The organism is Leptolyngbya subtilissima AS-A7, assembly GCF_039962255.1.
Taxonomy (GTDB): domain Bacteria; phylum Cyanobacteriota; class Cyanobacteriia; order Phormidesmidales; family Phormidesmidaceae; genus Nodosilinea.
Map to the genome: position 1 here is coordinate 432012 of NZ_JAMPKY010000003.1, position 19900 is coordinate 451911.

Annotated in this window: 18 protein-coding genes; 15 read left to right on the forward strand and 3 right to left on the reverse strand. The window is 57.2% G+C overall.

The window, feature by feature from the left end; translation table 11 throughout:
• The first annotated feature begins 135 nt into the window (after positions 1 to 135).
• From NC979_RS09255 to rbp, 10 genes are all read left to right on the forward strand, one after another.
• The gene (locus NC979_RS09255; RefSeq protein WP_190514833.1) at positions 136 to 318 is read left to right on the forward strand and encodes a CsbD family protein; all 183 of its coding nucleotides are present in this window, start codon (positions 136 to 138) and stop codon (positions 316 to 318) included.
• A gap of 210 nt (positions 319 to 528) precedes the next feature.
• Positions 529 to 1452 carry a glycosyltransferase family 2 protein gene (locus NC979_RS09260; protein WP_190514834.1) on the forward strand — a complete coding sequence of 308 codons (924 nt, stop codon included), beginning with the start codon at positions 529 to 531 and terminating at the stop codon, positions 1450 to 1452.
• A gap of 109 nt (positions 1453 to 1561) precedes the next feature.
• Complete coding sequence (locus NC979_RS09265) at positions 1562 to 3415, forward strand: ABC transporter ATP-binding protein (RefSeq protein WP_242023794.1); 1854 nt, start codon at positions 1562 to 1564, stop codon at positions 3413 to 3415.
• A gap of 68 nt (positions 3416 to 3483) precedes the next feature.
• On the forward strand, positions 3484 to 5298 hold the full coding sequence (locus NC979_RS09270) for a diguanylate cyclase (protein ID WP_190514835.1): 1815 nt from the start codon (positions 3484 to 3486) through the stop codon (positions 5296 to 5298).
• 304 nt (positions 5299 to 5602) lie between these two features.
• Positions 5603 to 6127: a gamma-glutamylcyclotransferase gene (locus NC979_RS09275; protein WP_199308631.1), complete on the forward strand. Its 525-nt coding sequence runs from the start codon at positions 5603 to 5605 to the stop codon at positions 6125 to 6127.
• 69 nt (positions 6128 to 6196) lie between these two features.
• Positions 6197 to 7441 (forward strand): tryptophan synthase subunit beta, encoded by a 1245-nt coding sequence (gene trpB, locus NC979_RS09280; protein WP_190514837.1) that lies wholly within the window; start codon positions 6197 to 6199, stop codon positions 7439 to 7441.
• A gap of 42 nt (positions 7442 to 7483) precedes the next feature.
• Positions 7484 to 7906 (forward strand): DUF29 domain-containing protein, encoded by a 423-nt coding sequence (locus NC979_RS09285; RefSeq protein WP_190514838.1) that lies wholly within the window; start codon positions 7484 to 7486, stop codon positions 7904 to 7906.
• A 67-nt stretch (positions 7907 to 7973) separates the two neighbouring features.
• Positions 7974 to 8600: a ribonuclease H-like domain-containing protein gene (locus NC979_RS09290; protein ID WP_190514839.1), complete on the forward strand. Its 627-nt coding sequence runs from the start codon at positions 7974 to 7976 to the stop codon at positions 8598 to 8600.
• A 126-nt stretch (positions 8601 to 8726) separates the two neighbouring features.
• Positions 8727 to 8960 carry a Calvin cycle protein CP12 gene (locus NC979_RS09295; protein WP_190514840.1) on the forward strand — a complete coding sequence of 78 codons (234 nt, stop codon included), beginning with the start codon at positions 8727 to 8729 and terminating at the stop codon, positions 8958 to 8960.
• Positions 8961 to 9127: 167 nt separating this feature from the next.
• A complete protein-coding gene (rbp, locus tag NC979_RS09300) occupies positions 9128 to 9436 on the forward strand; it encodes an RNA-binding regulator (RefSeq protein WP_190514841.1) in 309 nt (102 codons plus the stop codon).
• Between the two features lie 157 nt (positions 9437 to 9593).
• Here rbp and NC979_RS09305 read toward each other — a convergent pair whose 3' ends face one another.
• Both NC979_RS09305 and NC979_RS09310 read right to left on the reverse strand, forming a co-directional pair.
• Positions 9594 to 10541 (reverse strand): hypothetical protein, encoded by a 948-nt coding sequence (locus tag NC979_RS09305; protein WP_190514842.1) that lies wholly within the window; start codon positions 10539 to 10541, stop codon positions 9594 to 9596.
• 41 nt (positions 10542 to 10582) lie between these two features.
• Complete coding sequence (locus tag NC979_RS09310; protein ID WP_190514843.1) at positions 10583 to 11002, reverse strand: peptide chain release factor 1; 420 nt, start codon at positions 11000 to 11002, stop codon at positions 10583 to 10585.
• A 228-nt stretch (positions 11003 to 11230) separates the two neighbouring features.
• Here NC979_RS09310 and NC979_RS09315 point away from each other — a divergent pair, with 228 nt between their 5' ends.
• On the forward strand, positions 11231 to 12052 hold the full coding sequence (locus NC979_RS09315) for a carbonic anhydrase (protein ID WP_190514844.1): 822 nt from the start codon (positions 11231 to 11233) through the stop codon (positions 12050 to 12052).
• 2 nt (positions 12053 to 12054) lie between these two features.
• Here NC979_RS09315 and NC979_RS09320 read toward each other — a convergent pair whose 3' ends face one another.
• Positions 12055 to 12624 (reverse strand): hypothetical protein, encoded by a 570-nt coding sequence (locus NC979_RS09320; RefSeq protein WP_190514845.1) that lies wholly within the window; start codon positions 12622 to 12624, stop codon positions 12055 to 12057.
• A 422-nt stretch (positions 12625 to 13046) separates the two neighbouring features.
• Between NC979_RS09320 and NC979_RS09325 the strand changes: the two genes are divergently transcribed.
• The 4 genes from NC979_RS09325 to NC979_RS09340 all read left to right on the forward strand — a co-directional run bounded on the left by NC979_RS09325 (position 13047) and on the right by NC979_RS09340 (position 19879).
• Positions 13047 to 16031, forward strand: a complete 2985-nt coding sequence (locus tag NC979_RS09325; RefSeq protein ID WP_190514846.1) for a type I secretion system permease/ATPase — start codon at positions 13047 to 13049, stop codon at positions 16029 to 16031.
• Positions 16032 to 16162: 131 nt separating this feature from the next.
• The gene (locus NC979_RS09330) at positions 16163 to 17686 is read left to right on the forward strand and encodes a beta-barrel domain-containing protein (protein ID WP_190514847.1); all 1524 of its coding nucleotides are present in this window, start codon (positions 16163 to 16165) and stop codon (positions 17684 to 17686) included.
• Between the two features lie 236 nt (positions 17687 to 17922).
• On the forward strand, positions 17923 to 18897 hold the full coding sequence (locus NC979_RS09335; RefSeq protein ID WP_190514848.1) for a LysR family transcriptional regulator: 975 nt from the start codon (positions 17923 to 17925) through the stop codon (positions 18895 to 18897).
• Between the two features lie 100 nt (positions 18898 to 18997).
• Positions 18998 to 19879, forward strand: coding sequence for a nucleotidyltransferase domain-containing protein (locus NC979_RS09340; protein ID WP_190514849.1), 882 nt, complete (start codon positions 18998 to 19000; stop codon positions 19877 to 19879).
• The last annotated feature ends 21 nt before the right edge of the window (positions 19880 to 19900 follow it).

Below are 19900 nucleotides of genomic sequence, written 5' to 3' on the forward strand. Positions count from 1 at the left end.
ACGCCGCTCCCAAGACGGATATCCCCACCTGAGTCTCTGTCGAAATGTAGAGCCCGGTTGCTACTTTCTGGGGATGTATACCATTGGGCTTAACTCTAAAGTGGGGGAAGATTTTCGTTTAAGGAAATTAACCCGATGTCTATTGAAGATCGCGTCAAGGCCACTGCTCAAAATATTGAGGGCAAAGTGCAGGCGGCTGCGGGTGAAATTACGGGCGATACCAGGAGCAAGGCCGAGGGGCATGCCAAGCAGGCCGAAGCCCAAGCTACCCATGCTAAAGAAGATGTGAAGGATGCAATGAAAAAAGCCATCGACTAAGCGCTACAGCCTACTGTTTGAAACCTATTAGTGACCCCCCGGGGCAGCCACTGGCTGCCCCTTTTTGTTGGACAGCAATAACGAGGAAGTAAAGATATTTCAGAACTATGGCTGGCTATATAGTTGCCGGGTAAATTTCAGTTCGGGAGCCAAAATGGGTTCTCTAAACCAGAGAGGATTTCCTGTCTAGCGTTGGGATGTGCCGCGACTATGTTCTCAATTTTTATACTGACCCACAATGAGGAGCGGGATATTGCCGCTTGTATTGAGTCGGCCCTGCTGTCCGACGATGTAATTGTGGTGGACTCGTGTAGCAGCGATCGCACCAAAACCATCGCCACCCAATACCCCATTCGCTTCATCGAACATCCTTTCGCCAGCCACGGCCAGCAGCGCACCTGGATGCTAGAGCATGTGCCCTACCACCACGACTGGGCCTACATTCTCGAAGCCGACGAGCGCATGACGCCAGAGCTGTTTGCCGAATGTTTGGATGTGATTGCTAATGGCGATAAAGCTGGCTACTACGTGGCCGAGCGGGTCATGTTTATGGGCAGCTGGATTCGCCGCAGCACCCAGTTTCCGCGCTACCAGCTGCGGCTGCTGCGGCGGGGCAAAGTCTGGTTCGACGACTACGGTCACACCGAGCGCGAGATCGTGGACGGCACCACCGGCTTTTTGCAGGAGACTTACCCCCACTACACCTGTAGCAAAGGGCTCAGCCGCTGGATTGATAAGCACAACCGCTACTCAACTGACGAGGCGGCTGAAACCCTGCGGCAGTTGCAAAGCGGCAGGGTGGACTGGCGGGCCATGATTTGGGGCAAATCTGAAGTCGAGCGGCGGCGAGCGCTGAAGGATCTCTCGCTGCGACTGCCCCTGCGTCCCCTAACTCGGTGGCTCTACATGATGTTTATTCTCGGTGGCTGGCGCGATGGCCGAGCCGGGCTCGCTTGGTGCACCCTCCAGGCGTTTTATGAGTATTTGATTGTGCTCAAGGCGCGGGAATTGATGCATCCCGAATACCTAACCGGCGTACAGCCAGAAGAGCCAACCACTGTTTCAAACAGCTCCCAATCTGTGGAAGAGCATGGCCCGGTTGCATCCGGTGTCGCTATCCCGCCGATGCAATAACCATTCATCCCCTCTCTCACCCCCTTATCTTCCTCATCTCCCTCGCCTTCCCCATCCCCCTCACCCCTTACCCACTCACCCTCCCTAGCCAAGGCGCTATCGTAGAAAAATGAGTGAATACAGGGTAAAACGGGTTACAGCTCCCCCCAAAAAAGCTTCGTGGCGCAATCTGGGTCAGTCGCTTGGGATGTATCGCTATGGGCAGCGCGCCACTCAGCTGGTGTGGCAGACCGACTGGCGGCTGACGGTGGCGCTGGGGCTGCTGACATTGGTGGCGGGCTTGCTGCCGGCGGCGATCGCCTACGTTGGCAAGCTGATTGTCGATGGCGTGGTCAAGGCGGCCCAGTCAGGATTAGCGATCGATCGTCAGGCAGCGCTGATGTACCTGGCGCTGGAGGCTGTGTTGGTGGCAGGCTTGGCGGGAGCGCGCCAGGGCTTGACCCTATGCCAATCGCTGCTGCGGGTGCTGCTGGGGCAGCGGGTCAACGTGATGATTCTCGAAAAGGCCCAAACCCTACCGCTGACCTACTTCGAAGATTCTGAGTTTTACGACAAGATGACCCAGGCTCGGCGCGAGGCGTCGTCGCGGCCCCTGAGCATGGTCAACCGCACCTTTGGAGTCGTGCAGGACTTGCTGTCGCTGCTCACCTTTGGGGGATTGCTGCTGCAATTTTCGGGCTGGGCGGTGGCGCTGCTGGCCGTGGCTACTCTACCCGCATTCATCGCTGAGACCCAGTTCGCAGGGGAGGCCTTTCGCCTGTTTAAGTGGCGATCGCCCGAAACCCGCCAGCAAATTTACCTGGAGGCGCTGCTGGCGCGGGAGGATTTTGCCAAGGAGGTGAAGCTGTTTGGCCTGGGGCCGCTGCTGCTAGAGCGCTACCAAGATATTTTTCAGCGTCTCTATAAAGAAGACCGCAGCCTGACCGTGCGCCGCAGCGGCTGGAGCTACGGGCTGGGGTTGCTGAGCACCGTATCGTTTTACCTGGCCTACTGCTGGATTGTGCTGGAGGCGATCGCAGGTCGCATTTCTCTAGGCGAGTTGACCATGTACCTGACGGTGTTTCGACAGGGGCAGACCACCTTTGCCAGCACCCTCACGGCGATCGGCGGCATGTACGAGGACGGGCTCTACCTGGCCAACCTCTACGAGTTTCTCGAACAGTCGGTGCCGGAGGATATGGGAATAGCCGATCGAGGCCTTGACCCTGGTGATGGGTTGCGGTTTGAGCAGGTGTCCTTTAGCTATCCGGGCAGCGATCGCTTGGCCCTAGAGAACGTCTCGTTTCACCTAAAGCCGGGGGAAAAGATGGCGATCGTGGGCGAAAACGGCTCGGGCAAAACCACGTTGATCAAGCTGCTCACCCGGCTCTACACCCCCAGCCAGGGCCGCATTCTGCTGGATGGCCGCGACCTGCAGGAGTGGGATGCCGAGGTGGTGCAGCAGCGCATCGGCGTGATTTTTCAAGACTTTGTGCGCTACCAGTTTAAGGTGGGCGAAAACATTGGCGTCGGCGATGTCACCGACTTTGAGGATGCCCAGCGCTGGCAGGTCGCCGCCGCCAAAGGCACCGCCACCGAATTCATCGAAGACCTGCCGGAGGGTTTCAATACCCAGCTGGGGAAATGGTTCTTTGGCGGGCAAGAGCTTTCCGGCGGGCAGTGGCAGAAGATCGCCCTCTCCCGCGCCTTTATGCGTACCGACGCCGATATTTTGGTGCTGGATGAACCGACTTCAGCCATGGATGCCGAAGCCGAAACCCGTCTGTTTGAGCAGTTTCGCGAAGCCACTCAGGATCAGATGGCGATCCTAATTTCCCACCGCTTCTCGACGGTGCGACGGGCCGATAACATTATTGTGCTGGCTAACGGTAGGCTAATCGAGCAGGGCAGCCACGAGGAGCTGCTGCACCAGGATGGTCGCTATGCCCGCCTGTTCACCATGCAGGCGGCTGGCTACCTGTAGCGCCCCCCAGTCTGGATCGACAACGCATTGGGTAATGGGCATAATGCCCCTAGAGTCAGTTACCAGCTTTGAGAACCGCTCAATTTTGGCTAAATCAGCTAAATTTACGCCGCAGCTTCCGTCGTCGGCTAGGGGCTGCGATCGCTACCACTATCCTCATTTTTTCCGTGCTTCTGGCCTGTATTGTTGGTGACATTAGCCAGCGCCAGATCCAGGCTGACCGTGGTGAGCTGATGGCCCAGATGGCCTACCAGCTGGCAGGGGCGCTCGATCGCGACATGTTTATCTATTATCAAGAAATTCAAACTCTGGCCTCGCTGGAGGAGATGCGATCGCCCCAGCGCCCTACCGCCCAAAAACAAATGCTGCTCGATCGCATGCAAGAGGCCTTCAGCGACTTCGCTTGGATTGGCCTCACCGACTCGCGGGGCATTGTGATGGCCAGCACCCACGGGCTGTTAACTGGAGCCAATGTCTCCAAGCGGCCCTGGTTCATTGAAGGTCGGACCCGTCCCAACGTGCAGGATGTGCACTCGGCCAAGTTGCTCACCGCCCTGGTGCCCAACCCCAGCTCTGACCCCCTGCGCCTGGTGGATGTCACCGCCCCCGTGGTCGATAACACGGGTACGCTAGTGGGAGTGCTGGGCGGACACCTTTACTGGCAGTGGGCCACTGCCCTGCGAGACAACCTGCTTCAGCCGCTAAAAGACTACAAACAGGTAGAAATTCAGATTTTGTCGAGCACTGGAGACGTGTTGCTCGGGCCGGGCCGCAGCTCTGACGATATCAGCGCACCAGTCAATTTGAGTGGTCTAAAAAGCTTTCAAGCCGCTCAACAAGGCGAAACCGAGGCAATGATAGAGCCCTGGCTAGACAACGCGCCGACCCTAACGGGCTACGCACAGACCCAGGGCTATCGCAGCTATCCCGGCCTGGGCTGGGTGGTACTGGTGCATCAGCCCACTCAGGAGGCTTTTGCTGCGGCGCGATCGCTCAAGCACAGCATTTGTCTCTGGGGCCTTGCCCTAGGGGTACTAGGCGGTGCTCTCAGCTGGTATATCGCTGGGCAAATGGTGAAGCCAGTCATGGCGATCGCCCACACCGCCGAGGGTCTGCGCACCGGCACCACCCGCGCCCCCATGCCAGTTTTTTCGGGGCAGGACGAGATTGCCCAACTGTCGCGATCGGTGGGCCAGCTATTTGCCAACCTCGACCAGCAGACTACTCTGCTTCAGCAGTTTAATGCTGACCTAGAGGCTCAGATCGCCGCCCGCACCGCCAGTCTCAACCAGACCAACCATCGTCTCCAGCAAGAAATTGAGGTGCGCAGCCAGACCGAGCAAGCTCTGCAAAACGCCAACCAAGAGCTACAGCGGCTCACCCTCGTGGACGGGCTGACGGGCATTGCCAACCGCCGCCACTTTGACCAATATCTAGAGCAAGAATGGCGACGCTCGGTGCGCGATCGTCTGCCCCTGTCGCTAATTTTGCTCGATGTAGACTATTTCAAACTCTACAACGACCACTATGGCCACCAATCGGGCGATGCTTGCCTGTGCCAGATTGCCCAGGCGATCGCGATTCCCCCCCGTCGTGCCACTGACCTGCCCGTCCGCTACGGCGGCGAAGAGTTTGCGGTGATCTTGCCCAACACCGATAGAGCCGGAGCCATCTACCTAGCCGAAACCCTGCGCCAAGCGGTGAAGGCGCTGCACCTTCCCCACGCCAAGTCTGCCGTTGGCCCTTGGGTCACCATTAGCCTGGGGGTGGCCACCTGTCTACCCTCGGCCACGCTCAACCCCATCAATCTGATCCGCACTGCCGATGGGCTGCTGTATCAGGCCAAGCAGCAGGGGCGCGATCGCCTCGTAGCCAATCCCTGACCCCTACATTCCCCTAAATCGACAATCTGGGACAGGATTGTTCAACTTGTTTAAAAGCTTTGATCAGACACTTTAAAGACTTGTCAAGGCTTAATCAAGAAACCTTTCTCCTTAGGAAATAGAGTGATATAAACGAAAGTAACAGCACCAATCATCGGCATTCCGACCGGAAAACCGTAGATTGCGTTTGTAGTCCTTTTTATTGCAGAGCTTTGCTCTTGGCCTTAGTCTTGCTTCCATCCCCTCCCAGGAGGGGATGGGAACAATACCGTTACTCTCAACCCTCCGCTCTCAACGACCGCCCATGACGAGTGTTATTCCCCTCCACAACCCGGACGATCGCTTCTACTACTTTGCCTACGGCTCCTGCATGTGCCCAGTCGATCTAAAACGCTCCCTGGGCGAAAGCACCCACGACTATGTGGTTGGGCCAGCAACGCTCGCCGGGTATCGGCTGGGGTTCTTTCGGCGATCGCGCCTGCGCAACTGCGGTGTGCTCGATGTCGTTCCGCACCCTGCTTCTACGGTGCAGGGCGTGCTCTACCACCTGCCTTGGCGGCTCAGCCCTGCCCTCGACCTGCGCGAAGAAGGCTACTGCCACGAAATGGTCACCGTCACCGCCAACGGGCAAGCCTACGCGCAAACCCGCACCTACTCGGTAATCAGCAAGACCCACGCAGAAATTGCTCCCAACGAGTGGTACTCCAGCGTGGTCATGCGAGGAGCCGCCACTTGTGGACTGCCAGAAGAATATTGCTGGAGCCTATTTCATCACATTCATTCGCTGCAACGGCGGCAGGTAGCGACTCCGCTGCGGCATACGGCCTAACTCGTTAGCAACGGGTCAGAGCATTACTTATAATGAGGGCTACTTACAACCCTTCACCCCGCTGCCACCGTGACCCAGACGCCGCTTTCGCCTCGCCCTGCTGTAACCGATGCTCGCCCCGATGCCCTGGGTCGCTTTGGCCAGTTTGGCGGTAAATACGTGCCCGAAACCCTCATGCCCGCCCTCTTTGAGCTAGAGCAGGCATTTTACCAATATCGCGACGAGGCCGACTTTCACGCTGAACTAAATGGCCTGCTCAAGGATTATGTAGGTCGAGCCACGCCTCTCTACTTCGCTGAGCGACTCACCGCTCACTACCGCCGTCCTGACGGTAGCGGTCCCGATATTTATCTCAAGCGCGAAGACCTCAACCATACAGGCGCGCACAAAATCAACAATGCTCTAGGTCAGGTGCTGCTGGCTAAGCGCATGGGCAAGCAGCGCATCATTGCCGAAACCGGGGCCGGGCAGCATGGGGTCGCCACCGCTACGGTGTGCGCCCGCTTTGGCCTCCAGTGCGTCATCTATATGGGCGTGCAAGATATGGAGCGCCAGTCGCTGAACGTGTTTCGTATGCGGCTGATGGGAGCTGAGGTGCGCGGCGTGACGGCGGGTACCGGCACCCTCAAAGACGCTACCTCTGAAGCGATTCGCGACTGGGTGACGAATGTAGAAAATACTCACTACATCCTAGGTTCTGTAGCTGGTCCCCACCCTTACCCGATGATGGTGCGCGACTTCCACGCCATTATTGGCGAGGAGACCCGTGCCCAGTGCCAAGAGAAGTTTGATAGCCTACCCGATATTCTGATGGCCTGCGTCGGTGGCGGTTCCAACGCCATGGGTCTGTTCCACGAGTTTGTCAACGAGCCCACGGTGCGGATGATCGGCATTGAGGCGGCGGGCAGCGGTGTGGCCAGCGGCAAGCATGCGGCCACCCTGACGGAGGGTCGAGTTGGCGTGCTCCACGGAGCGATGAGCTATCTCCTGCAAGACAGTGAAGGTCAGGTGATCGAGGCCCACTCCATCAGTGCCGGTCTAGACTATCCCGGTGTTGGCCCCGAGCACAGCTTTTTGAAGGATGCAGGCCGAGCCGAATACTACAGCGTTACCGACCAAGAGGCGCTAGACGCGTTTCAGCGGGTATCGCGTCTGGAGGGAATTATCCCCGCGCTGGAGACGGCCCACGCCTTTGCCTATCTCGAAACCCTGTGTCCGCAACTGACGGGTAACCCCCGTATTGTGATCAACTCCTCGGGCCGAGGTGACAAGGATGTCAACACCGTTGCCAAGGCGTTGGGCGGGCTAAAGTAGGCGGTCTGAGTCGCAGACCGATTGGAACGTGAGCGGATTGCCGTGGACACAAGTGGCGGGCCTAAATCGCTGTACGACACTGACTTCAACGTTTGGTTGGAGACCACGGCTGCTCAACTGCGATCGCCCAATTTTGATGCCCTCGACCTAAACAACCGGATTGAGGAAATCAAAAGTCTCGCCCGACAGGATCGCCGATCGCTGCCCAACTTTCTTCGGCAGATTTGTGAGCGGCTGCTGATGCTCAATTTTTGGGAGACTGAGCGCGATCGCCACAGTCGTGACTGGATTATGGGAGTACTGCACAATCGCTACGATATCCAGTTGATTTTGGAGGATAGCCCCAGCCGCATCTACACCTCGATACAACGTTCCCAAAGCAATATGGTTAACGGACGCGAGCTATTCTTGATCCTCAGCGGAGTCCAAGAAGGATGTGTTCCTACGGCCCCTGCTTTCCCCTAGAGCAAGCCCTGGACAGTAATTGTTTCCCGTGGCAGCCCGGTTTATCTGACAACAATTAGGAACCCCTATGGCCGACGGTTTTGAAATTTGCGATCGCGACCTCACCCCTGACTTGTTGGATCGCTATCGGCAGGCCAGCGCGATCGCCTGCGACACCGAGACCATGGGCTTGCTGCCCCAGCGCGATCGCCTGTGCTTAGTGCAGCTCGCCGATGCAGACAGCTATGTGTCGGTGGTGCGCATCGAACTTGGCCAAAAAGAAGCCCCTCTACTCAAAGAACTACTGGAAGCGCCGAACGTTCTTAAGCTGTTTCACTTTGCTCGGTTCGATTTGGCCACGCTCAAGCACAATCTGGGCATTACCGTGGCCCCGGTGTTTTGCAGCAAAATCGCCAGCAAACTGAGCCGCACCTATAGCCCCCGCCACGGCCTCAAAGAACTGGTCAAAGAGTTAGAGGGCATCGAGCTCGACAAAACCGCCCAAAGCTCTGACTGGGGCAACGCCATGAATCTTTCCGACGAGCAGCTGCGCTACGCCGCTAATGACGTGCTCTACCTGCACAGCATTCACCAAACCCTGACCGCCATGCTCAAACGCGAGGGCCGGTGGGAGCTAGCGCAGGATTGTTTTGACTGTTTGCCTACCTTCGTCGCCCTCGACCTGCTCCAGTACCAGGGGGTGTTTGAGCACTGATTAACCATCCCCTTTTCCTCTAAGGGAGGCTGCGTCAAAGGCTCTGTGTAGGAAACGCCTGCGGCGATCGCGAGACAGGTAAGATAGGCCTATCCACTTTGAAGATGATCTAAGAGGAGAACGACTATGAGCGTTGACAGCAAGGACTTCCAAGACGAGCTGCAAAAAGCGATCGACTACGCCCATCAAATCACCGCCGAAAAGGGCGAAACCTCCGCCGAAGCCGCTGCCGCTTGGGACGTAGTGGAAGAGATGCGAGCCGAGGTTTCGCACCAGCACCAGATCCCTAAGAAAACTGGCTTTGACCAATATCTAGAAGACAATCCTGAAGCGCCAGAAGGCTTGATATACGACAATTAGAGGCAACTTCTAGAAGGTAACTTCACCCCTCCCATGGGTAGATTTGGAGTGTTAAAATTGTCTTAGTTAGTTTTCGGTAGATTTCGCTTGTTTCATTTCACTTTGATTTCCGATACAGCTTTGTCTCCGTTTACTCACTGCACTTTGTACAGTACGGAGACAATCCTATGTCACTCTATGTTGGTAACTTGTCCTACGATGTCACTCGCGAAGATTTAGAGCGAGTGTTTGCAGAATACGGCGAAGTCAAGCGGGTTAGCCTGCCCACCGATCGCGAGACCGGCCGCCCCCGAGGCTTTGCCTTTGTGGATATGGCCGCTGAAGCTCAGGAAGACACCATCATCGAATCCCTCGATGGAGCTGAGTGGATGGGCCGTGAACTGCGGGTGAACAAAGCTCGCCCCCGCGATGATGCTCGCAGTAGCAGTGGCGCTGGCGGCGGCAATGGTGGTAACTACCGTCGCACCGGCTTCTAGATCTGTTTAGCCAACTCGGTAAGCGCTAAATGTTGGAGGGTAGGCCGCAATGGCCTACCCTTTTTTGCGGAAAAGCTAGGGTGCTAAAGCCCAGAAATTCGCCATCGTCTCAACCTTTCAATCCTTCGGCAAATCCTGGGCTAAAACCCCAAAGCTACTATTGAAAACTTGCCCGCTCGGCCTCCACCGGAGAGCGATCGACGGTGGGCTGAGGCCTACCATTAGCATCCAAATAGCCCAGCTCTTGCAAAAAGGCATAGAGGGCAGTGGGAAAGTCGGGATAGGTGCCGGCTAGCTCACCCTGGTCGTTGTAGGTTTCGAGCCCCCAGTCATCGGTGCGATCGTAGTGGGCCAGCATGAAAAGCCAGGCCTCGCGATAGTTTCCCAGGCGAATATTTTGGGCCACATAGCCTGCTAATACGCCGTTTTTGTCGCTGCGATCGGCAAACTCAGGGTCTTCTACCGTGAAGCGCATATCAGCTGCAGCGTCTTCCAAATAGTTGGTGAACTGAGTGGTGGTGTCGCGGTACTCACCATTTTCGTAGGTAAGAATGACGCTGGGTGGATACGATCCGGCGTAGGAGCTAAAGGTGTAGAAAAAAGAGTTGTCGAGGGTGACAAACTCCATCAACCCATCGCCGTTGAGGTCTTTGAATTGCCCGCCGCCCCCGTCGAGGTAGCCAAAATAAACTGGGTTAAACTGCTCGTTTTGCCAAGTGTAGGTAGTAGTAGCTAGGCAGCAGTGGGCACCACCGCTGTAGGTTTGAACCACCACTTCTGAAGTGCCGTCGCTGTCGAGATCGATCAGCTCAATGCCCGCAAACATAGCGGCGGTGTCGGTGGTGGACAGCTTGAGCTCGTTGTTATAAAACAGCTGAATCGTTAGGTTGTCGCTAACGTTTTCGGCATCGTAATCGAGCGGGGTATAGCTGGCGACGACGCGAATGGGTCCCTGCTCGATCGCGCGATCGCTGAGCGCCTCAGTGTCGGAGTCAATCTCGATGCGGGGATTTTCTGCTAGGGCGGGCAGGCCTAGGGCCAACAGGCTACCGATGAGCAGGCTTTTGAAGATGGCTTTCATCAACTGTTTTATGTCTAATGACATTACTTACACGTGTGCTCAGCTTGCCCCGGTTGATTCTGCCGCTACCAGCGTCGCCAGTGGCGTTTACCCACTACAAAAATTCCCAGCAGCACTCCTACCAGGAGGGGGTAAGACATGGCAACCAGCGCGGTAGGGATGGGCAAAAACCCTTTGACAAATAGCACCAGGGCGATGCAGGGCACCAATGCCCACAGTACGCCAGTGTCGATGTACACACTCTTAAACCAGCGTTCTAAAATGGTGAGGGCTAGGGCACCGATGCCAAAGCCGGCGGCGACGGGCAGCGCCATGAACAGCAGCTGCATCAGGGGCATTAGGCTGCTGCCGGTGTTGGCTAGCAATAGGGCTAACCCCTGAGCTAGCAGCAGGTCGGCGGCGGTGGCGATCGCCACCGCTACCAAAGCCACCTGAAACAAAATCGCCCAGGGCAAAGACTTAAACCGCCAAAAGGGATTACGCATAGCCGCAGCAATAGGAAGTCAAGCCCATTATTGCGCTGAATTTTCAATCTGGCTGTGGGAATGGTATCAATTGTGAGGCTAGGTGGGTGTCCTGCTCCCCCTCAAAAGCAGGGATGATTGCCGTGATAAGTAAATCTTTGCGGTGCTGATGCCTTAGATATGGGATAACAATAGATGCGGGTTCAGGCGATCGCCTGGGCTTGATTGCCCTAACTTCCTGTGTGATCTATGGAAAAGCTGCTGCAAGGTCTGCGTGAGTTTCAGGAAAACTATATTCCCGACCACCAAGAACTGATCCAGCAGTTGGCCAAAGGCCAGCACCCTCGGGTGTTGTTTATCGGCTGCTCCGACTCGCGGGTAGACCCCACTATCATTACTCAGGCGGATATCGGTGATCTGTTCATCATCCGCAATGCGGGCAATATTATTCCCCCCTACGAAGCCACCAACGGCGGCGAAGGAGCCACCATTGAGTACGCTATGGAGGCCCTTGATATTCGCCAGGTGATTGTCTGCGGCCACACCCAGTGCGGAGCTATGAAAGGGCTGCTTCAAATCGGTGAGCTAGAAGAAAAAATGCCTCTGGTCTACCACTGGCTGCGCCACACCGAAGCCACCCGCAAGCTGGTCGAAGACCATTACAGTGATTTGCCCAAGAAAGAAAAGCTTGATTTGCTGGTGGCCCAAAACGTCCTCACCCAAATCGACAACCTGCAAACCTACCCTTCGGTGCGCTCAAAGCTGCACGCAGGCACCTTGGCCATCCACGGCTGGATCTACAAGCTCGATACCGCCGAGCTTCTGGCCTACGATGAGGATTCTAAAGCCTTCATACCGCCCCACAGCAAAATTTATGCCGACCTAGAACATGCTAAGTCGGTTAAGCCCGGTGGGCTTTCCCTGGAGTTTAACGACACCGTCAGGCCGGGTGCTGGTGCTCCTTCGGTGGCCCTCCCCAAATTTTCCGAACCGGTGCAGCCTTACTGGCCCGGTGCTAACCGCCTCAGCCCCGAGCAGGCGGCTCGCATTTACCGAGGTGCTGGGGTGTAGGGCTACCGATCAAAATTTGCAATCCGCCGGGCCGCGCCAATGCTTTGCTCGCCAGGGCCAAAGGTGACTTCTAGCGCCTGCTGGTCGGCAAAGGCGCTGGAAGCTTCGCGGTAGACGGTGCGAGTGGTGGGCAGGGTGCGCCGCTGGCCGTTGTAGTCAAAGGTAATGGCGTACTTAACATCCTTGAGCAGTATCGGATCGGTGCGCTGCTCGATGGCTTCGCGCTTGCGGGCTTCTAGCTCATCGGCGGTGGGGCGAGGGGGCAAGGGCGGCCAATACAGCCCGTTGTCGTCGGGGCCAGTGGCGGCACCTTCAGGGCGTACGCCGTTGCGGTTGACGAGGGAGTTAGACTCGAAAGTTTCTTGGTGAATGGTTTGGCGGCGGTCAAAGCTGCGGGCGTAGTCGACCTGCCAGGTTTGGGTAACGGTGGCGGTAGCCTCGTAGGTACCGGTAGTGACGGTGTTGCCTGTAGCAAGGTAGTTCTCGCATCCCGCGACCAGTCCCAGAGTTAGCCCCAGTGCACTGGTCTGAAGCCAACGGGGTACAGAAAACGTAGAAGACAGCGTAGGCATAGCAACGGTCGGTGGTTTATTGACGGATTGTCTGTATATAGACGCTACCAGCGCTCCGTATAGACCGCATATGTAATGCGGCAGAGGATGAAAGTGGCACAAGAGGGTGGTCAACCGGGTGTGTCGTTCCTCGCTGTGGCAGCACTTTCCCCAGGGTACGACTTACGGTCCGGGAGCTAGAAGGTAAAAAGTTGGTCACTTTAACCCGACGTTATTTTACTGAGACCACCCAACCGCTTAGGATGGGGCAGGCTACGAAAGGTCATCAAACCGTCGCCAAACTTAAATTACGTTGTGTATCGATTTAGTGCATCTGCCTATCGCTTACTGAGCGTATTGATCAAACCTGGTGAATACTACGCTCCTGCTTTGGCATATTAAAGCTGCCCGGCTGCCCCCACCGTGCGTCCATACCCCTGGCCATGACCCAAACGTCGCTCTCGATTCAACAAACTTTTCAGTCTCTGGAGCCTTTTGATCGGCTGCCTGCTGAGGCGTTACAGCAGCTCTTGCAAACGGCCCAGCCCCTCAAGTACCGCGTCGGTCAGCCGTTGCTGCGGCGGGAGATACTGACCCAGCAGGTAATTGTGCTGCTAGAGGGGCAAGCTCGGCTGCTAGGCTACGACCCGCGCAGTCAGCAGCCGGTGACCCTAGGGCGCTTTAGCCGGGGTGAAATGCTGGGGGTGATCAGCTTAATTCGCGGGGTGCCCTGCGAAACGGTAATCGCCTCAAGTGAGGTGCTGGCCCTCACCCTGCCGTCGTACACGTTTTTGAGTTTGCTCAACGAGTACCCAGAGTTTGGGGGGGAAGTGCGCGATCGCGTCTATGCGATCGAGGCCTTTGACCTGGTAGCCGAGCATGCCAAAACCCATGCCCTCGACGTGGGCGATCTCAGGGCCAAGGCCCAGACGGTCTGTGACGAATCGGCGATCGTCACCTTACCCACCGGTTCCAATAATCTAGCTCAGCTCGATCGCGCCCTTACCTGGGTGCTCAGCGGCGGCACGGTGCTCAACTTGCCCGTGGGCTCAACCCTAGCGCTCGATCGCCCCATAGAAATTCTCAGTCCCCAAGGAGCGCGGGTGCTGGGCATGACCCCGGCGGTGTTAGCCGAGACCCTGCCCGAACCTGCTGATTTGGAGCCAGAGGCCGTTGCTCGATCTGTAGAGGTGCTGGATGTCAACAACATTCCCTACGCCACCGAGGCCGATCTGGTGCCCCGGACCCAGGCGTCCTCAGCTTTAGAGAAGTCGCCCAGCCGCCGCTACCCCTTCGCTCGGGGGCGGGGCGAGGTCGATGGGGCGCTGGCCTGCTTTGACATGCTCAGCCAGCAGTTCTCCATGCCCTTTCGCAAAGATGTCATTCGCCGCATCTTGGCCAACCAGCACGAGCGCATGGGTCAGCTGTCGCTGCCGATCTGCGGTTCGGTGAGCGAGATGATGGGCCTCAAAACCCAGCTGGTGCGCGTGCCCGTAGGGGCCTTTGGTCGACTCAATACCCCCTGCCTGATCCGCTGGCAGGAGAGCTTTGCGGTGCTCTACGAAACCAGCGAAAAAGCCTATATTTTGGGCGATCCTGAGGTGGGCGTGATTCGCCGCACCCCCGAGAGCTTTGCCGAGGCCTGGGGCGAGAGCGGAGAAGTGCTATTGCTGGAGCCCACCCGCGAAACCCCCCAGCAAAAGTTTGGCCTTCAGTGGTTTTGGCCCTCGATTCAAAAGTATCGCTGGGTGCTGATCGAGGTGTTTGTCGCCTCGTTCTTTGTGCAGCTATTTGGCCTGGCTAACCCGTTGATGGTGCAGATCATCATCGACCGAGTAATTGTGCAAAACAGCGTCGACACCCTGCAAGTGCTGGGTGTCTTCTTGGTGGTGGTGGCCATTTTTGAGGCCCTGCTCACCAGTTTGCGCACCTACCTGTTTGTTGATACCACCAACCGCATCGACATGGCCCTGGGGTCGGAGATCATCGACCACCTGTTTCGCCTGCCCCTGCGCTACTTCGACAAACGCCCCGTGGGCGAGCTCTCCAGCCGCATCAACGAGCTAGAGAACATTCGCCAGTTTCTCACCGGCACAGCCCTGACTGTGGTGCTCGACGCGGTGTTCTCGGTGTTATACATCGTGGTGATGTTCATCTACAGCTGGGTGCTGACCCTGGTGGCCCTAGCAACGATTCCGCTGTTTGTGCTGGTGACGGCGCTGACTGCCCCGATTGTGCGCAAGCAGCTGCGCATTAAAGCTGAGCGCAATGCCGCCACCCAGTCGCTGCTGGTGGAGTCGCTGTCAGGTATTCAGACCGTCAAGGCGCAGAATATTGAGCTGCGCACCCGCTGGAAGTGGCAGGAGCGCTACGCCGAATACGTCAGTGCCGGGTTTAATACAGTGCTGACCTCCACCACCGCCAACTCGGCCAGCAACTTTCTCAACAAGCTCTCGGCCCTGCTGGTGCTGTGGGTGGGGGCTTACTTGGTGCTGGAGGGGCAACTCACCCTGGGACAGCTGATTGCCTTTCGGATTATTTCGGGCTACGTGACTGCGCCGATTTTGCGCTTGGCCCAGCTGTGGCAAAACTTTCAGGAAACGGCTCTGTCCCTGGAGCGGCTGTCTGACATCATCGACCACCCTCAGGAGACCGAGTCCGACGAGGCCAACCAGATTCCGATGCCCGAGATTACTGGGCAAGTCACCTTCGAGAACGTGGCCTTTCGCTTTGCGCCCTCGGGGCCGCTGCAATTGGCCAGCGTTAGCCTAGAGTTTCCGGCGGGGATATTCATCGGTGTAGTGGGCCAGAGCGGCTCGGGTAAGAGCACTTTGATGAAGCTGCTGCCTCGCCTCTACGAGCTAGAGTCGGGCCGCATTTTGATCGACCACTACGACATTAGCAAGGTGGAGCTGCATTCGCTGCGGCGGCAGATCGGCATTGTGCCGCAGGATAGCCTGCTGTTTGAGGGCACCATCCAAGAGAATATTTCGCTCACCAACCCCGACGCCGAACCCAGCGTGATTATTGAGGCAGCAAAAATTGCCTGCTGCCACGACTTCATTATGGATTTGCCCCTGGGCTACAACACCCGCGTTGGCGAGCGGGGCTCGACCCTGTCGGGGGGGCAGCGACAAAGAATTGCGATCGCCCGCACCATTCTCCAAAATCCACGTCTGCTGATTTTGGATGAAGCCACCAGTGCTCTCGACTACGACACCGAGCACCAGGTCTCGATGAACCTCAAAGGTTGGGCCGAGGGCCGCACGGTATTCTTCATCACCCACCGGCTCAACACCATTCAGCAGGCCGACCAGATCTTGGTGATGGAGCAGGGCTCAGCGGTCGAGCTGGGCAGCCACGCCGAATTGATGGAACTCCAGGGGCGCTACTTTACTCTCTACCAACAGCAGCTCAGCGGTGTTTAGGCTAGCAGCAGATAAATTTTGAATTTTTAGTTTTGAATTTAATTCTTATCCCGCAATTCAAAATTCAAAACCCTCCATTACCCATCTACCCACCCGCTCCCCGACTCCCCTACTTCCCCCATCCCCCAACCATGGTTCGCATCAACAGCATTCCCCCTACTCAATCGCAGACCCCTGACCCAAACGGCGACGCCGTGCTGGCCAATCAGCCCTCGCGGCAAAAGGTGCAGTTCGACAAACCAGTGATTCTTCGCCAGTCGCCTCGCTGGTCGCGGGCGGTGGTGTGGAGCCTGGTCGGAGTGACAGCGTTTACCTTAGCCTGGGCCTGTTTGGCTAAGTTTGAGGAGGCCATACCGGCCCAGGGCAAGCTCGAGCCCAAGGGTATGGTGCAGCCGGTGCAGGCTCCGGTGGGCGGCGTGGTGCGGGAGGTGCTGGTCACCGAGGGACAGGCTGTGGAGGTGGGCGACCCGTTGCTGCGGTTTGACCCCGAGACCACCCAAGCTCAGCTCACCTCGCTGGAGACTATTCGCGCCAAGGTGCGGGAAGAAAACGCCTACTATAAGTCGCAGCTAGCCGACAATATTGAGGCCAGCGCCCCGGTGGATATTGCTCCCGGTTTGGTGCAGCTGACCAGCAATCGCGCCGCCTTGGTGGCCGAAAATGCCCTCTACCGCGCCCAGCTAGCGGGAGATGTGACGGGGGAGAGCTTGCCTGTCGCCCAGCGCGATCGCCTGCGGGCTTCTAACGCCGAACTCAACTCGCGCCTCAGCATCGCCAACCTGGAGGTTGATCAGCTGCGTCGCCAGCTCACCCAAACCGAGGCCCAGCTAGCCAATGCTCGCGATGCCCTGCGAGTCAACCAAAATATTCTCGATCGCATTCGGCCGCTGTATGAAGCCGGGGGCATCGGCGAAATCCAATATCTCCAGCAGGAGCAGGAGGTGAACAACCGCCAGACCGAGGTGAATCGCCTGGTGGAGGAAGGGCAGCGGCTAGAGCTGGCGATCACCCAAGCCCAGGAGCAATTTCGCAATACCTCAATCGCCTCCCAAGACGACTTGCAGCAGCGCATCGCCGCCAACAACAACCAGATCGCCACTATCGACAGCCAGCTGACCAAAACTATTCTCGAAAACGACAACCGACTGCAAGAGCTCGATAGCCAGATCGCCCAGCTCCAGCAGACCCTCACCTACCAAGAGCTGCGCGCCCCGGTGAACGGCACAGTGTTTAACCTCAAGGCCAACCAGGCGGGCTACGTGGCCAACTCCACCGAGCCGATTCTCGAAATTGTGCCCAGCGATGCCCTGGTGGCACGGGTGTTTATCACCAACCGCGACATTGGCTTTGTGCGCGAAGGTATGGAGGTCGATGTGCGCATCGACTCATTCCCCTACAGCGAGTTTGGCGATGTGAAGGGCACTCTGACCCGGATTGGCTCTGACGCGCTGCCCCCCGATCAGATCAACCCCACCTTTCGCTTCCCGGCAGAGATTACCCTAGGCGATCAGGTGATTGCGATCGATGGGCAGCCCGTGAAGCTGCAATCGGGCATGTCGCTGAGCGCCAATATCAAGACCCGGCCCCGACGGGTGATCACTATCTTCTCTGACCTGTTTGTGCGCAAAATCGACACGATTAAGACGGGTGGTTAGCAGCCAAGACAGTGCTCAAAGCTTTGGTTAACTGAGGTTCAAGGTGCGAGGTGTAGGGTTTAAGGTTGCCCCTCGCGCCCTGAACCTTGCTCCTTAACCCCATTTTTTGCCTGCCTTTCCCCAGGCCAATTTTTTCCGTGGCGATTCATTCATAGAAAAAGCAGACTAAGTCATCCTGATTTGATAGAATAGCGTCTATGTAAAAAGCGCTGTTGCTTGATTGGGGAGGTTGTTCGTTGATTCATGCCACGCTGCACCAGCTTAAGGTTTTTGAAGCAACTGCCCGCCACGGCAGCTTTACCCGAGCCGCCGAAGAACTCTACCTGACCCAGCCCACGGTGTCGATTCAGGTGAAGCAGCTGACTAAGGCGGTGGGACTACCTCTGTTTGAACAGATTGGCAAGCGCCTCTACCTCACCCAGGCAGGGCAAAAGTTGTTAGACACCTGCCAAGAAATTTTTGACGGCCTCGATCAGTTTGAGATGGCGGTGTCTGATCTAAAAGGGCTCAAGCAGGGCCAGCTGCGCCTGGCGGTGATCACCACGGCCAAATATTTTGTGCCCCGGCTACTGGGGCCATTTTGTCAGCGGTTTCCCGGCATTGATATTTCGCTGAAGGTGACCAACCACCAGCAGATTCAAGAGCGCATGGCTAACAATGATGACGATCTCTACATCATCAGTACGCCGCCTGAGCAGCCTGACCTGAAGATCTACCCTTTTCTTGAAAACCCTCTAGTAGTGCTGGGGCCGCAGGACCACCCGCTGGTGGGCAAGGCGCGATCGCCCATTAGTGTCCTCGATGGTGAGCAGTTCATCATGCGCGAGCCAGGGTCTGGAACCCGTCACGCGGTGCAAAAGCTGTTTGCCGAGCACGATATAAATGTGAAGGTGCGGCTAGAGCTGGGTAGCAATGAGGCGATCAAGCAGGCGATCGCAGGTGGTCTGGGCATCTCAGTACTGTCGCTGCACACCATTATCTCTGAAGGCACCAGGGGCGAGTTTGCCATTCTCGATGTTGACCATTTCCCCATCGATCGCCACTGGTATGTGGCCCACCTAGCAGGCAAGCAGCTCTCGGTGGTTTCTCAGGCGTTCTTAAACTACCTGCTAGAAGAAAGCCATACCCTGGTAGAAAACCTGCTGCCGGGGATTAGTCGAGCACCAGCTGCGATCGATCCTAAGGGCGCAGAGCTGCTGACTAAGGTCTAGCCTGAGCAGGTGAGGCTACCTAAGCCACCTTCCAAAAGATGTCTTGATCTTGGCTAACCAATAGACCTACCCCCTTCTTTGGGGGATCGCTACCCTGGCCGTGAAACAACTCTCGCTCAAACAACGCGAACTGGTATCGTCGCTCGTAAAACGACTTGGAATGATCCGTGGGATCAGGGCAGTCGTGCTTGGCGGGTCGCATGCCCGCGGCCGCGCTCAGCCAGGGTCGGATATCGATCTTGGCATCTTCTACTCAGAATCAGATCCTTTCTCTATCCAAAGCCTTCGTGAGCTGGCTGACGCCGTCGACGACACCGCCGCACCAGTGGTTACAGACTTCTATGAGTGGGGTCCCTGGGTTAATGGTGGAGCCTGGCTGACCATTGGCGGCCAGCGCGTCGATTTCCTCTATCGCAGCCTTGAACACCTAGAGCGGGTCATCGCCGAGGCAGAAGCAGGCCGGTACGAGCTTCACTATGCCCAACAGCCACCCTTTGGATACTTCAGCGGGACGTACCTTGGCGACGTTGAGGTATGTGTTCCCCTGTTCGATCCCGAGGCCCGGCTCGATTTGCTGAAGCGGCGGGTCGCGAACTACCCGGAGGCCCTGCGCCGGTCCGTAGTGCAGGACTATCTCTGGATGGCAGAATTCGGCCTTGCTGCATTCGCTCGCAAGTTTGCCATGCGCTCTGATGGCTATGGGACGGCAGCTTGCCTGACCTGTGCCGTGAACCAGCTGGTATTAGTGCTTTTCGCTTTGAACCACACCTACCTGATCAACGACAAGACGGCCCTTGAGGAGATTGCCGAGTTTGAGCAGGCCCCGCGGGAGTTTGGGCTGCGGGTGCAGAAGACGCTCGCGCACCTCGGTGCCTCTCCCACAGAACTCATCGCTGCTGTTGAGAGCGTCGCACAACTGGTTCGGGAGACAGTTGACCTAACAGACGGGCTATACCAACCACGCTACCCGCTATCAATGTGATTGGGGCCAATTAGCATATTG

Bases quoted from the DNA above. Each gene is read 5' to 3' on its own strand.
- NC979_RS09255 (WP_190514833.1), top strand. From the start codon at position 136: ATGTCTATTGAAGATCGCGTCAAGGCCACTGCTCAAAATATTGAGGGC.
- NC979_RS09260 (WP_190514834.1), top strand. From the start codon at position 529: ATGTTCTCAATTTTTATACTGACCCACAATGAGGAGCGGGATATTGCC.
- NC979_RS09265 (WP_242023794.1), top strand. From the start codon at position 1,562: ATGAGTGAATACAGGGTAAAACGGGTTACAGCTCCCCCCAAAAAAGCT.
- NC979_RS09275 (WP_199308631.1), top strand. From the start codon at position 5,603: ATGACGAGTGTTATTCCCCTCCACAACCCGGACGATCGCTTCTACTAC.
- NC979_RS09290 (WP_190514839.1), top strand. From the start codon at position 7,974: ATGGCCGACGGTTTTGAAATTTGCGATCGCGACCTCACCCCTGACTTG.
- NC979_RS09295 (WP_190514840.1), top strand. From the start codon at position 8,727: ATGAGCGTTGACAGCAAGGACTTCCAAGACGAGCTGCAAAAAGCGATC.
- rbp (WP_190514841.1), top strand. From the start codon at position 9,128: ATGTCACTCTATGTTGGTAACTTGTCCTACGATGTCACTCGCGAAGAT.
- NC979_RS09305 (WP_190514842.1), bottom strand. From the start codon at position 10,541: ATGTCATTAGACATAAAACAGTTGATGAAAGCCATCTTCAAAAGCCTG.
- NC979_RS09310 (WP_190514843.1), bottom strand. From the start codon at position 11,002: ATGCGTAATCCCTTTTGGCGGTTTAAGTCTTTGCCCTGGGCGATTTTG.
- NC979_RS09315 (WP_190514844.1), top strand. From the start codon at position 11,231: ATGGAAAAGCTGCTGCAAGGTCTGCGTGAGTTTCAGGAAAACTATATT.
- NC979_RS09320 (WP_190514845.1), bottom strand. From the start codon at position 12,624: ATGCCTACGCTGTCTTCTACGTTTTCTGTACCCCGTTGGCTTCAGACC.
- NC979_RS09325 (WP_190514846.1), top strand. From the start codon at position 13,047: ATGACCCAAACGTCGCTCTCGATTCAACAAACTTTTCAGTCTCTGGAG.
- NC979_RS09330 (WP_190514847.1), top strand. From the start codon at position 16,163: ATGGTTCGCATCAACAGCATTCCCCCTACTCAATCGCAGACCCCTGAC.